The organism is Cupriavidus lacunae (genome assembly GCF_003353055.1).
In the GTDB taxonomy this organism is placed as follows: Bacteria; Pseudomonadota; Gammaproteobacteria; order Burkholderiales; family Burkholderiaceae; genus Cupriavidus; species Cupriavidus lacunae.
Genome location: NZ_QKWJ01000074.1, coordinates 23,970 through 36,168, shown reverse-complemented (window position 1 = coordinate 36,168; position 12,199 = coordinate 23,970). Strand labels below are relative to the sequence as shown.

The window sequence follows — 12,199 nt, the reverse complement described above, 5'->3', positions numbered from 1 at the left end:
CGTTCGGAGGAAGGTAGTTGGTTTCCTGTAAAGCGCGGTTTCGTCTTCCCACCGCTCTTTGAAAGGGGCTGGCTACCGATCCTACTCCGTTGGTGCCGTGTTCGACTCACGGGAGGCCCACCAATGTGAAAAAGGGACTGCAGGTGATACCTGCAGTCCCTTTTTTCTTACCTCGAAGTACCGTTCAATCCTGCGCTGCCACCAACCCCATCGCCGGATCGCTCACGGTATGCCTGCCGGTCTCAACCCGCCCGGCAAAGCGGCGATAGAAGGCCGGGTCGCTGTCGCACGTCACCGCAAAGTCGTACCACTGCCCGCTTTCCTCCAGCGACCAATGCACGGATTTTTCGCCGTTGGCGCCGACGGTGACCTGCCACGGGCCATCGGTGCGGTAGGCGAGCGCCTGGACGTTGAAGTGACAGGCCGGGCGGCCGGCGTTGATCAGGTCGACGTAGACATCGCCATTGGCAATGTCGTAGCAGACGCGGATCTCGGGGGCGATGCCGGTATCGCCGATGCGGTTGGTATCGCCGCGGAAATGCCGGTGGAAGCCATTGGGGCCCAGCACCCACAGGTCATATTGGCCGGTGTTGTCCTGGAACACGTTCCAGGTATCGCTCAGGGACTTGCCGGCTTCCACGACATAGCGACGCGGAATGCGTTCCAGCTGGTAGCGGTCGTAGACGTGGAACACCGCCGCTTGCGTGCCAGTGTTGGCGAACACCAGTTCGACCTGCCCCAAGGCGCTGCAACGCGCGCTGGTGTGCAGCTCATACGGCAGCGCGCGTGACGGGCGCGTGCCGGTGGCCTGCAGCGGCAATTGCATGTCGACGGGGAGCGGTACCGCGGGCAGGGCCTGCTGGGTCTTGCGGAGCTGGTCGGCGTCGCTGCGCGTGGTGCGGCCGCCCAGCGTGGGAAGCGCTTCGGCGTTGGGCGTGCTGAAGTTGAATGCGCTGGTCAGGGCGCCGCAGACGGCGCGGCGGAACGGGCTGATATTGGGCTCGGCCACGCCGAACCGCGCTTCCAGGAAGCGCAGCACGGAGGTGTGGTCGAACACTTGCGAGTTGACCCAGCCGCCACGGCTCCACGGCGAGATCGCGTAGAGCGGCACGCGCGGCCCCGGCCCGTAGACGCGGCCGTCCGCCGCGGGCTGGCTCCTGCTGCCCGGCGGCGCCGGATGGTTGAAGTATTCGGCCTGCATCTCGGCATCGCTCAGCGTCGCCTTGCCGGCCAGCGTCTTGTCGGGGTTCACCGACGGCGCCGAAGGGGAGGGGACGTGGTCGAAGTATCCGTCGTTCTCGTCGAAGTTGACCAGCAGCACGGTCTTGCTCCAGACCTCGGGCACGGCGGTCAGCGCGTCCAGGATTTCCTGCAGGAACCACGCGCCCTGGACCGGGCTGGACGGGCCGGGATGCTCGCAGTAGATCGACGGCGCATTGATCCAGGAAACCTGCGGCAGCCTGCCTTCCTTGATGTCGCGGCGGAAGGCGTCGAGGTATTCCTCGGGTTTGGTGCCGGGCAGGGTGTTGGCCACGCCCTTGTACAGCGCGTTGCCGGCGTTGTCGGTGGCTGCATCGTAGGCGTGGTACGGCAGTGGCTGGCCGGTGTTGGCGTAGGGCGCGCCTGGTGCGCCGCCGCTGGATACCGGAAAGCCCGATGCCAGGTTGGCCTTGCGGAACTGCCGGAACGCTCCCAGCATGTTGTCGCCCCATTCGTCCGGCATGTTCTGGTAGCAGATCCAGCTGACGCCGGCTTCTTCCAGCCGCTCGGCGTAGGTCTTCCAGGTATAGCCAGTGTTGGCCGAGGCGGGCAGGCCGTCGATCGCATCCCACTCATTGTTGACGAAGGCGACGTTGGCGCCGGTCGGGCCGTTGGTGCCGGTCAGGTGGAAGGAGCGGTTCGCGTCAGTGCCCGTATGCATCGAGCAGTGGTAGGCGTCGCACAGCGTAAAGGCGTTGGCCAGGGCGAACTGGAACGGGATTTCCTGCTCCTTGAAGTAGCCCATCGACGTATTGGTCTTGTACGTCGGCCAGTTGGCCATGCGGCCGTGATCCCAGGCCTGCTGGCTGTCCACCCAGGCATGCGGCGTGCCGGACGCGCGCTGCGCGTTGTTGGCGGTGCCATCCAGGTGATAGGGGGTCAGCACTGTGCCGTTGGTGCGCTGTTGCTGCCATACCTTGCGCGCGTTGGGCAGCGGGATGGTGAAGCGGTCGCCGAACCCGCGCACGCCCTTGAGCGTGCCGAAGTAGTGGTCGAAGGAGCGGTTCTCCTGCATCAGGATCACCACATGCTCGACATCCTTGATGGTGCCGGTGGCATTGTTGGCTGGGATGGCCAGGGCCTTGCGGATACTGGGCGGGAACGCGGCCAGCGCGGCGGCGGCGAAGCCGGTGCCGGCTGCGGCTTGCAGGAAGTTGCGGCGAGAGACCATGGTCTTGTCGGATTGGCGTCGAGGCTTGTGTTGTCAGGGGGCGCAGCGGATTACCGGGTCAGGCCGCTTGTCGGGCTTCTTGCCGGGCTGTCCCAGTTGGTCTGGTCGTGCGCTCGGCGTGACAGTCGCCGCGGGCGACAGGTTGCCGCCGCCATCGTCGCCACCGCATGCGGTGAGCAAGGCCGCGGCGATCAGGGTCGCGGCCAGGGTTCTGGGCAATTTGCAGGGGAACATCGGGTTTGCCTGGCTGGGTTGTTGTGGGCAGCTCCTGGGAGCCGGTGCCAGGCGAGCGTAGGAAGGCGGAGTGACGTGTCGATGACAGATTGTCTGACGCACGATACGTGCAGTCCGCCGGGTTGGCGGACTGCAGGCAAGATGGCTACTTCCAGAAGCCTGCGTGCGGCGCCGCGGCTTCGTCCTCCAGCACTGGTCCCACCACATCCACCTGGCGCTGGCCACGCGCAAATACTTCGCGGCACGGCAGGGAGAAGGTCGGGTTCTCCGGATGGTCGCCGGTCAGGCCCAGCAGCTTGTGCTCCGACAGCGCATAGACCACGCGCCCGATGCCGGTCCAGTAGATCGCGCCGGAGCACATGCAGCACGGCTCCGCGCTGGTGTAGAGGGTGCAGTTGGCCAGCTGCTCCGGCGGCAGCGCGCGCGCGGCCTGCGCGGCGGCGACCAGTTCGGCGTGCTGGGTCGGGTCGCCCTCCGGCGGCATCGAATTGTTGCCGGCGCTGGCGATGATATTGCCGGCTTCATCGGCGACCAGCGCGGCGAAAGGATGGCGGCCGCGGGCCTTGGACTCTTCGGACAGCGCGATCGACTGGCGCAGCAGTTCCAGGTCGAGCGGTGACAGCTCGGCGCCGGACGGGTCTGTGATTCGGGTCATGCTTGAGATCTCCGGTTGGGGGGAAGGGAACAGGAAGGGATCATGACAGCGTGGACTCGTCGGCTTGCGCTGGCAGCAGCGGCGCTTCCGTGTCGGCCTGCGCCGCGCTGCCGTTGAGCAGCACATTGAGCGGGATCGCGGTGATGCCGCCGAGGAAGATGCCGCTTTCCAGCACCAGCTTGAGCGTGCCGCCGGCATGCTCGAACAGGGCGGGGAAGGACATCGGCAGCACGCCCACGCTGACGGACACTGCAACGATGATGGCGTTGCGGGTGCCATCGAATTTCACGCGCGACAGTTCCTGGATGCCGGGGTTTGCGAGGTTTGTGATCCCCTGCCGTTGCGGCATCATCTCTGCAATTTTATCGGGACAACAAATCAATACCTATCGATTGCGTCGATAGGTCAAGGGAGGCTGACCATGCGCTTTTCGCTGGACCAGTTGCAGGTATTCGCCCTGGTGGTGGAGACGGGATCGTTCTCGGCCGCCGCGCGGCGCCTGGGCAAGACCCAGTCCACGGTCAGCGCGGCCGTGGCCAACCTGGAGATCGACCTGGGCGTGCCGCTGTTCGACCGCAGCAGCCGCAATCCTGCGCTGACCGAGGCCGGACGCAAGTTGCTGACGGAAGCGGAAGCGGTGCTGGAGCGCTGCCTCTCGCTACAGGCCCACGCTGCCAGCCTGGCCGATGCCAACCCGCCCGGGCTGTCGCTGGCGATCGAGATCCCGTACCACGCGGTGATGCCGGTGCTGGCCGAATTCGAGCGGGAGTTCCCGTATGTCGACCTGACCATCCGCAACCCGGTCTACGGCGATGTCAGCGAGCTGGTGCTGCAAGGCCAGGCCGAGCTCGGCATCGCCTTCGCCCAGCCGCACTACGCGCCGGAGCTGGCCTTCGTGCAGCTGGGCAAGCTGATCATGGTGCATGTGGTGCATCCGGGCCACGCGCTGGCCGGGCGCGAGCAGGTGTCGTTTGCAGACCTGCATGCCTATCGGCGCCTGGCCTTCAGCGCGCATGCGGACAAGCTGCCCACCAGCGAATACCTGCGCGCGGCGCGGGTGTGGCGCGCCGAAAGCTACCTGGCCTTGGTCGAGATGGTGAAAAGCGGGCTGGGCTGGGCCACGCTGCCGCGGCAACTGGTGCGCGAGGCGCTGGAGCGCGGCGAGCTGGTGGAACTGGACCTGGCGGCCTATCCGTACACGGACTGGCTGGTCAGCGTCGACCTGATCTGGGCGAAGTCGGGCCGGCCGCAGGGCCGGGCCGAGCAGTGGCTGCGGCAGCGCTTCCGGGAAAACATGGTGTTCGAGGTCGACCGGCGCGGGCAGCGGACCATCCGCTGAGGTCGTGACGATGGACTATGGTAGTCAGACGCAATCGCGTGCGATCCGATTCAGCCCGATTCAACCTGACCAGGAGTGAAACCCATGCCCTATATCGACGGATTCGTGCTGGCCGTTCCGCAGGCCAATCGCGACACCTATCGCCAGGTGGCGCAGAAGGCAGCCGCGGTGTTCAAGGAGCACGGCGCGCTGAAGGTGGTGGAGTGTTGGGGTGACGATGTGCCGGAAGGCAAGGTCACGTCCTTTACGATGGCGGTGCAGCGCAAGGACGATGAAGCGGTGGTGTTCTCGTGGATCCTGTGGCCGTCACGCGAGAAGCGCGACGCTGGCATGAAGGCGGCGATGGCGGACCCGCGCCTGAAGGAAGGGATGGATCCGATGCCGTTCGACGGGCAGCGGATGATCTATGGCGGCTTCGAGGTGATTGTCGACGCGTGAGCGCGCGGCGTTAGCGCGACGAGTGTGCGGGCCAGGCGCCGGCGTGGCAGCGCCGGCGCTCAGGCAAGCCAGTTCAGATCAGATGGAAGACCATGCCCAGGGCGATGGCGCCGCCCAGGGTTTCCACTGCTGCGAGGGCGAGAAGGTTCTTCAGTACGAAAGCGTCTTCTTTCTTCGTCACCATGGTCTGTCTCCCGGTCGTTGGACTTGTTCTGCAGCACCATCGGCTGTGGCGATCCGGCGTTTGCGGTGCCAGGCCGTCGATGTGAGTCCAGTAGACCGCATCCGCCCGCTGGCCGGAAGCTGGCGAAAACCCGCTCGGCGAAAACCCGGATACCTTCAGGAATGTGACAGGATCATGATTGACAGGCTTTGCAGGGCGTGGCCTGGGCATTCCGGCAACGGAGTGTGGCATCGACCCACATTTGGGGGATGCCTGCCGCAACCCGATGCGCCAAGATCAAGGCGTGGGTGGTCGAAGAGATTGCCCCGCTACCATTTGAGCCCCGCTGCCTCCCCGGCACGCGGGGCTTTTCTACATGGGGGGCGCGCGGCTCGGCGGGCCGGCAAGATGGCTTCGTTGCGGGACGGCACAACTAAACCGGAGACAGGAATGAAGGTGATCACCGCACGCGAAGCGGCGGCACTCATGCAGGATGGCTGGACCGTGGCCAGCGCGGGCTTTGTCGGCGCGGGCCATGCCGAGGCCGTGACCGAGGCGCTGGAGCAGCGCTTCCTGCAGAGCGGGCTGCCGCGCGACCTGACGCTGGTGTACTCGGCCGGACAGGGCGACCGCGGTGCGCGCGGCGTGAACCACTTCGGCAACGCCGGCATGACCGCCAGCATCGTCGGCGGCCACTGGCGCTCGGCCACGCGGCTGGCCACGCTGGCCATGGCCGAGCAGTGCGAGGGCTACAACCTGCCGCAGGGCGTGCTGACGCACCTGTACCGCGCCATCGCCGGCGGCAAGCCCGGCGTGATGACCAAGATCGGCCTGCACACCTTCGTCGACCCGCGCACCGCGCAGGATCCGCGCTACCACGGCGGCGCCGTCAATGCGCGCGCGCGCCAGGCCATTGCCGAGGGCAAGGCATGCTGGGTCGATGCAGTCGATTTCCGCGGCGACGAGTACCTGTTCTACCCGAGCTTCCGGATCGACTGCGCGCTGATCCGCTGCACCGCGGCCGATACCCGCGGCAACCTCAGCACGCATCGCGAAGCCTTCCACCATGAGCTGCTGGCGATGGCGCAGGCGGCCCACAACTCGGGCGGCATCGTGATCGCGCAGGTGGAAAGCCTGGTCGACCACCACGAGATCCTGCAGGCCATCCACGTGCCCGGCATTCTGGTCGACTATGTGGTGGTGTGCGACAACCCCGCCAACCACCAGATGACGTTTGCCGAGCACTTTAATCCGGCCTATGTGACGCCGTGGCAGGGCGAAGGCGCGCATGCCCATGAGGCCGAGCCCGCGCCCGCTGCCGGGCCGCTCGACGCGCGCACCATCGTGCAGCGCCGCGCGGTGATGGAGCTGGCGCGCCGCGCGCCGCGCGTGGTCAACCTGGGCGTCGGCATGCCGGCGGCGGTAGGCATGCTCGCGCACCAGGCCGGGCTGGACGGCTTCACGCTGACCGTCGAGGCCGGCCCCATCGGCGGCACGCCGGCGGATGGACTCAGCTTCGGTGCCTCGGCCTATCCGGAGGCGGTGGTGGATCAGCCCGCGCAATTCGATTTCTACGAGGGCGGCGGCATCGACCTGGCCATCCTCGGCCTGGCGGAGCTGGATGGCCACGGCAACGTCAACGTCAGCAAGTTCGGCGAAGGCGAGGGCGCGCTGATTGCCGGTGTCGGCGGCTTTATCAACATCACGCAGAGCGCGCGCGCGGTGGTGTTCATGGGCACGCTGACGGCGGGCGGGCTGGAAGTCTGTGCCGGCGACGGCCGCCTGCAGGTCGTGCGCGAAGGCCGCGTGAAGAAGATCGTGCCGGAAGTGTCGCACCTGAGCTTCAACGGGCCCTATGTGGCTTCGCTCGGCATCCCGGTGCTGTACATCACCGAGCGCGCGGTGTTCGAGATGCGCGCCGGCAATGATGGTGAAGCCCGCCTGACGCTGGTCGAGATCGCGCCCGGCGTGGACCTGCAGCGCGACGTGCTCGACCAGTGCGCAACGCCCGTGGCCGTGGCGCCGGACCTGCGCGAGATGGATGCGCGGCTGTTCCGGGCCGGGAGCCTGCGCCTGTAATCCTTGCTTGGCGGGCTGCGGGCGCCGGCCGGGCTCAGGCGGGCTGCTGGCCGTGCGGCTGCGGCTGGACGGCCTGCAGCGCCGGCAAGGGGCGTGCCGGCTGGCAGGCGGCCGCGGCCAGCCCAAGGAACTGGCTGGAGGTGCGCAGGAACTGCTGGCAGGTCTGGCGGAAAAGCTCGAAGTCCATGTAGGTCTCGGTGAGATTGGGCTGCGCGGTCCGGCCATGGCCACCGCGCCGCCGGCATCATGCGTGCCCGATATGACAGTTTCTTGAAATCCCGCCAGCCAGTGCCAGTCGGTGCCGGCCACTGTCGCGCCACGCGCACGCTCCCGCCATACTGCCCACTGTGCTGGCAGAGGTGCTAAAATGTAAGTCTTTGATTCTCTTGGCCAAATGCAGTAGGCAGCATGGCCGCGCCGGAACCCTCCCGGCGCCAGGCGAGAGTCAGGGCGAGATGAGTTCCAGACGCGTATCCGTTTGTGCCGGGTTCGTCTCCCGCCAACACCGATACCCATGACCACTACGAACGCACCAGAACCTACCACCGCCGCAGGGCAGACCGCCGTTCAGACATTCGAAAGCTTCGGTCTGGATGCGCGCATCCTGCGCGCGTTGTCCGACCAGGGCTACACCACCCCCACGCCGATCCAGGCGCAGGCCATCCCGGTCGTGCTGCTGGGCAAGGACGTGATGGGCGCCGCGCAGACCGGCACCGGCAAGACCGCGGGCTTTGCGCTGCCGATCATCCAGCGCCTGCTGCCGCTGGCCAATGCCAGCGCCTCGCCGGCACGCCATCCGGTGCGCGCGCTGATGCTGACCCCCACGCGCGAGCTGGCCGACCAGGTCTACGACAACGTCGCCCGCTACGCCCAGCACACCGACCTGCGCAGCACCGTGGTGTTCGGCGGCGTGGACATGAACCCGCAGACCGACGCCCTGCGCCGCGGCGTGGAAATCCTGGTGGCCACCCCCGGCCGGCTGCTGGACCACGTGCAGCAGAAGTCGGTCAACCTGTCGCAGGTGCAGATGCTGGTGCTGGACGAAGCCGACCGCATGCTCGACATGGGCTTCCTGCCGGACCTGCAGCGCATCATCAACCTGCTGCCGGCGCAACGCCAGACGCTGCTGTTCTCGGCCACGTTCTCGCCGGAAATCAAGCGGCTGGCCTCCAGCTACCTGAAGCACCCGGTCACCATCGAGGTGGCGCGCAGCAATTCGACCAACGAGAACGTGCGCCAGATGGTGTACCAGGTCGAAGACGGCCACAAGCAGGCGGCGGTCGTGCACCTGCTGAAGCAGCGTGCGGAGCAGGGGCTGTCGCGCCAGTGCATCGTCTTCGTCAACAGCAAGATCGGCTGCTCGCGCCTGGCGCGGCACCTGGAGCGCGAAGGCGTCAATGCCGCCGCCATCCACGGCGACAAGACCCAGACCGAGCGCATGCAGACGCTGGACGGCTTCAAGAGCGGCACCATCGACGCCCTGGTTGCCACCGACGTGGCCGCGCGCGGGCTGGATATTCCCTCCATGCCCTGCGTGATCAATTTCGACGTGCCGTACAGCGCCGAAGACTACGTGCACCGCATCGGCCGCACCGGCCGTGCCGGCGCCAGCGGCGATGCGCTGTCGATCTACGTGCCGGGCAATGACGAGCGCCTGCTGTCCGATATCGAGAAGCTGATCAAGCGCAGCATCCCGCGCGGCAAGCTGGAAGGCTTCGACCCGACCGGCGAGCGTGCGCGCCAGGCCGACACCGAGCGTCGCCGCGAGCGTGGCGACGTGCGCCGCGCGCGCGGCAACGGCGATGGCGAGGAGCGTCCTCGCCGCCACGACCACAGCGCCAACCGCCAGGTGTTCCGTGCCTCGGATGATCCGTTCTTCTCGCGTCCGTACGAGCCCAGCGCAGCCAGCATCGCGCAGGCGAATGCGGCCGACGAAGTGGCTGCCGCGCTGACCCGCGGGCGCCAGGCGCCCAAGCGGCCGGTGGCGGCATTGCTGGGCGGCGTGCCCCGCAAGTCCTGATCCTGCCGTAGCCAAAAATGGCCCGCCTGTGCGGGCCATTTGCTTTTTGGGCCCGCTAGCCCTGCGGGGGCTGCGGCAGCGTGGCCAGGCGCTGCTGCCAGCCATCGGTGGCACGCACAAGCCAGTCCTTCACATTGCCCGCGTCGTTCGACAGGCCCAGGTGGGTGCCGGCCTCGCGCAGCGCGTCCAGCGGTGCGCTGGTGTCGATCGCCTGCGCGCCGCTCTGCTTGCTGAGCTTCTCGCCGATCTCGTTGACCACCACCGGCACATGCAGGTAAGCCGGGGTGGGCAGGCCCAGCAGGTGCTGCAGATGGATCTGCCGCGGGGTGGAGTCGAGCAGGTCGGCGCCGCGCACGATATGCGTGATGCCCTGCAGGCCGTCGTCGACCACCACGGCGAGCTGGTAGGCCCACAGGCCGTCCGCGCGGCGCAGCACGAAGTCGCCCAGCTCGGTTTCCAGGTCCTGGCACTGGCGGCCCTGCCAGCGGTCATCGAAGCAGATGGTGGCGGCCGGGCCGTCCGGCACGCGCACGCGCCACGCGCGCGGCAGCTTGCCGTTCAGGCCGTGGCGGCAGGTGCCGGGATAGCCCAGAGTCTGGTGCCGCTCGCGCACGTGCACCAGCGAATCGGCGATCTCCTTGCGCGAGCAGCCGCAAGGGTAGAGCTGCCCGGCGGCGTCGAGGCGGCGCAGCGCATCGGCATAGAGCGGTTCACGCCGGCTCTGCCACACCGGTGCTTCGTCCGGCGTCATGCCCAGGTGCTCCAGCGTGCGCAGGATGTCTTCGTCGGCGCCGCGCACGCAGCGCGGCATGTCGATGTCCTCGATGCGCACCAGCCATTGCCCGCCATGCGCGCGCGCATCGAGCCAAGTGGCAAGCGCGGTGACCAGCGAGCCCATATGCAGCGGCCCGGTGGGCGAGGGCGCGAAGCGGCCGCGATAGCCGGCCGCGGCAACCGTGGGGACTGCCGTCACTGCCATGGAACTGCCCTCAGCCGGCGAAATCGGGTTGCTGCAGCAGCGCCTGCGCCAGGCGGGGATCTTCCAGCTTGCCGGCCCACCATTGCAGCGCCTTGCCGCGGTTGCTGGTGCGCCAGGCCACCTTGAAGTTGCCGGGCGCGCGCACCTCGACGGTCTCGCGCGCCTGCAGCACGCCGCTTTCGATATGGGGCTGCGCCATCGGTGCCGGCAGCCAGCCGCAGCCCAGCCCGCGGATCTGTGCTTCGAGCTTGTCGCGCATAGTGGGCACCACCAGCACGTCCTGGCCGGCCAGCACGCCTTGGGTGCGCGCCGGCAGGTTGCGCGAGGTGTCGCCCACCGCGACGATGCGGTGCCTGGCGATCTGGATGGTGGTGAGGGGGCCTTCCTCGGTGGCCAGCGGATGGTGCGCGGCCACCGCGAACACGAACGGCATCGAGCCCAGCGGCCGGATCTGGAAGCCCTGCGTGCTCGGCGCATCGTAGGCGCCGCCGATCACCAGGTCGACGCGGTTGTTGATCAGCGCGTCCCAGGCACCTCCCAGCACTTCCTTGGAAAAGCGCAGCCGGGTGGCGGTGTTTTCGGCATAGAAGTCGTGGATCACCGGCAACAGCGCACGGAAGTTGATCAGATCGTCGACCACGATGCTGAGGGTGGCCTCCCAGCCGGTGGCCAGGCGCTTGACGCGCCGAGCCAGGTCGTCGGCGGCATGCAGCAGATGGCGGCCCTCATCGAGCAGGGCGCGCCCGGCCGGCGTCAGTTCGGCGCGGTGGCGGCGCCGGTCGAACAGCAGCACGTCCAGGTCTTCTTCCAGCTTGCGCACCACATAGGTCAGCGCGGAGGGGACTTTGCCCATCTCGTGGGCGGCGGCGGCAAAGCTGCCCTTGCGTTCGATGGCGTCCAGGACTTCGAGGGATTCTAGTGAGAGGGCCATGTTCAGAAATTCTGAATGACTGCTTCTAAGCTGATCCCGGTAAATATACGCCTCAAGCCCTAAACTTCCTAGCATCAAAAGCGAAAACGTATGCCGAGACACGGTTATCCAGCCGATGCTTTCGGCGAAAAGGCTCAAGGAGGGCCATCAAAATGATTGAAATCAGAAAGTCTGCAGAGCGTGGCTACGCCGATCACGGCTGGCTGAAGTCCTATCATTCGTTCTCGTTCGCCGACTACTATGACCCGCAGCATGTGCAGTTCGGGCCGCTGCGCGTGATCAACGAGGACCGCGTCGCGCCAGGCATGGGCTTTGGCACCCATGGTCACCGCGACATGGAAATCATCAGCTATGTGCTGGAAGGCGAACTGGCCCACAAGGACAGTATGGGCAACGGCAGCGTGATCCGCCCGGGTGATGTGCAGCGCATGAGCGCCGGCACTGGCGTGCGCCATTCGGAGTACAACCATGCCGCGAACGACATCACCCACTTCCTGCAGATCTGGATCGTGCCGGCCCAGAACGGCATCGACCCCGGCTATGAGGAAAAGCACTTCGGCGCGGCCGACAAGCGCGGCAAACTGCGCCTCGTGGCCAGTGCCGACGGCGCCGAGGGCTCGGTGGTGGTGCACCAGGACGTGCGCCTGTATGCCGGGCTGTTCGATGGCGACGAGGCCGCCACGCTGGCAATCGCGCCGGGCCGCCGTGCCTACGTCCACGTGGCGCGCGGCCGGGTGACGGTCAACGGCAAGGCGCTCGAGGCCGGCGACGCGGCCAGGCTGGAGGACGTGGCGGACGTCGCGCTGTCAGGCGGCGATAACGCTGAGGTGCTAGTGTTCGACTTGCCCTGAGCATCGTTCCTTGCCGCACGCGAGAGCCCGCCTGATGGCGGGCTTTTGCTTTTTGCGCGTCGCGCCGGGCCCCGGCAGG

At 67.3% G+C, this 12,199-nt stretch carries 12 protein-coding genes; 5 read left to right on the top strand and 7 right to left on the bottom strand.

Features of this window, described 5'->3' with window-relative positions; all coding sequences use genetic code 11:
- Nucleotides 1-184: 184 nt before the first annotated feature.
- The 4 genes from DN412_RS33750 to DN412_RS33735 form a co-directional block, all read right to left on the bottom strand.
- A complete protein-coding gene (locus tag DN412_RS33750) occupies nt 185-2,431 on the bottom strand; it encodes a phosphocholine-specific phospholipase C (protein ID WP_115215556.1) in 2,247 nt (748 codons plus the stop codon).
- A gap of 33 nt (nt 2,432-2,464) precedes the next feature.
- On the bottom strand, nt 2,465-2,665 hold the full coding sequence (locus DN412_RS33745; protein ID WP_115215555.1) for a hypothetical protein: 201 nt from the start codon (nt 2,663-2,665) through the stop codon (nt 2,465-2,467).
- A gap of 145 nt (nt 2,666-2,810) precedes the next feature.
- Nucleotides 2,811-3,320 (bottom strand): nucleoside deaminase, encoded by a 510-nt coding sequence (locus tag DN412_RS33740; protein ID WP_115215554.1) that lies wholly within the window; start codon nt 3,318-3,320, stop codon nt 2,811-2,813.
- A gap of 40 nt (nt 3,321-3,360) precedes the next feature.
- Entirely contained in the window at nt 3,361-3,609 is a 249-nt protein-coding gene (locus tag DN412_RS33735; RefSeq protein WP_208647708.1) for a hypothetical protein, read from the bottom strand.
- 132 nt (nt 3,610-3,741) lie between these two features.
- Here DN412_RS33735 and DN412_RS33730 point away from each other — a divergent pair, with 132 nt between their 5' ends.
- The 3 genes from DN412_RS33730 (at nt 3,742) to DN412_RS33720 (ending at nt 7,339) form a co-directional block, all read left to right on the top strand.
- On the top strand, nt 3,742-4,659 hold the full coding sequence (locus tag DN412_RS33730; protein WP_115215553.1) for a LysR family transcriptional regulator: 918 nt from the start codon (nt 3,742-3,744) through the stop codon (nt 4,657-4,659).
- Nucleotides 4,660-4,743: 84 nt separating this feature from the next.
- Nucleotides 4,744-5,097, top strand: a complete 354-nt coding sequence (locus DN412_RS33725) for a DUF1428 domain-containing protein (protein WP_115215552.1) — start codon at nt 4,744-4,746, stop codon at nt 5,095-5,097.
- A gap of 613 nt (nt 5,098-5,710) precedes the next feature.
- Nucleotides 5,711-7,339 (top strand): acyl CoA:acetate/3-ketoacid CoA transferase, encoded by a 1,629-nt coding sequence (locus tag DN412_RS33720; protein ID WP_115215551.1) that lies wholly within the window; start codon nt 5,711-5,713, stop codon nt 7,337-7,339.
- A 34-nt stretch (nt 7,340-7,373) separates the two neighbouring features.
- Here DN412_RS33720 and DN412_RS43905 read toward each other — a convergent pair whose 3' ends face one another.
- On the bottom strand, nt 7,374-7,526 hold the full coding sequence (locus tag DN412_RS43905) for a hypothetical protein (RefSeq protein WP_167471163.1): 153 nt from the start codon (nt 7,524-7,526) through the stop codon (nt 7,374-7,376).
- A gap of 327 nt (nt 7,527-7,853) precedes the next feature.
- On the opposite strand from DN412_RS43905, the gene DN412_RS33715 reads away from it, so the two are divergent.
- Nucleotides 7,854-9,359, top strand: a complete 1,506-nt coding sequence (locus DN412_RS33715) for a DEAD/DEAH box helicase (protein ID WP_115215550.1) — start codon at nt 7,854-7,856, stop codon at nt 9,357-9,359.
- Nucleotides 9,360-9,414: 55 nt separating this feature from the next.
- Here the strand turns inward: DN412_RS33715 and gluQRS are convergent, their stop codons facing one another.
- Entirely contained in the window at nt 9,415-10,338 is a 924-nt protein-coding gene (gluQRS, locus tag DN412_RS33710; protein ID WP_115215549.1) for a tRNA glutamyl-Q(34) synthetase GluQRS, read from the bottom strand.
- Nucleotides 10,339-10,348: 10 nt separating this feature from the next.
- Nucleotides 10,349-11,269: a LysR family transcriptional regulator gene (locus tag DN412_RS33705; protein ID WP_115215548.1), complete on the bottom strand. Its 921-nt coding sequence runs from the start codon at nt 11,267-11,269 to the stop codon at nt 10,349-10,351.
- A gap of 152 nt (nt 11,270-11,421) precedes the next feature.
- Between DN412_RS33705 and DN412_RS33700 the strand changes: the two genes are divergently transcribed.
- Nucleotides 11,422-12,120: a pirin family protein gene (locus tag DN412_RS33700; RefSeq protein ID WP_115215547.1), complete on the top strand. Its 699-nt coding sequence runs from the start codon at nt 11,422-11,424 to the stop codon at nt 12,118-12,120.
- Nucleotides 12,121-12,199 lie beyond the last annotated feature (79 nt).

Coding starts and splice junctions, on each gene's coding strand:
- DN412_RS33750 (WP_115215556.1), bottom strand. CDS start 2,431: ATGGTCTCTCGCCGCAACTTCCTGCAAGCCGCAGCCGGCACCGGCTTC.
- DN412_RS33745 (WP_115215555.1), bottom strand. CDS start 2,665: ATGTTCCCCTGCAAATTGCCCAGAACCCTGGCCGCGACCCTGATCGCC.
- DN412_RS33740 (WP_115215554.1), bottom strand. CDS start 3,320: ATGACCCGAATCACAGACCCGTCCGGCGCCGAGCTGTCACCGCTCGAC.
- DN412_RS33730 (WP_115215553.1), top strand. CDS start 3,742: ATGCGCTTTTCGCTGGACCAGTTGCAGGTATTCGCCCTGGTGGTGGAG.
- DN412_RS33725 (WP_115215552.1), top strand. CDS start 4,744: ATGCCCTATATCGACGGATTCGTGCTGGCCGTTCCGCAGGCCAATCGC.
- DN412_RS33720 (WP_115215551.1), top strand. CDS start 5,711: ATGAAGGTGATCACCGCACGCGAAGCGGCGGCACTCATGCAGGATGGC.
- DN412_RS43905 (WP_167471163.1), bottom strand. CDS start 7,526: ATGGACTTCGAGCTTTTCCGCCAGACCTGCCAGCAGTTCCTGCGCACC.
- DN412_RS33715 (WP_115215550.1), top strand. CDS start 7,854: ATGACCACTACGAACGCACCAGAACCTACCACCGCCGCAGGGCAGACC.
- gluQRS (WP_115215549.1), bottom strand. CDS start 10,338: ATGGCAGTGACGGCAGTCCCCACGGTTGCCGCGGCCGGCTATCGCGGC.
- DN412_RS33705 (WP_115215548.1), bottom strand. CDS start 11,269: ATGGCCCTCTCACTAGAATCCCTCGAAGTCCTGGACGCCATCGAACGC.
- DN412_RS33700 (WP_115215547.1), top strand. CDS start 11,422: ATGATTGAAATCAGAAAGTCTGCAGAGCGTGGCTACGCCGATCACGGC.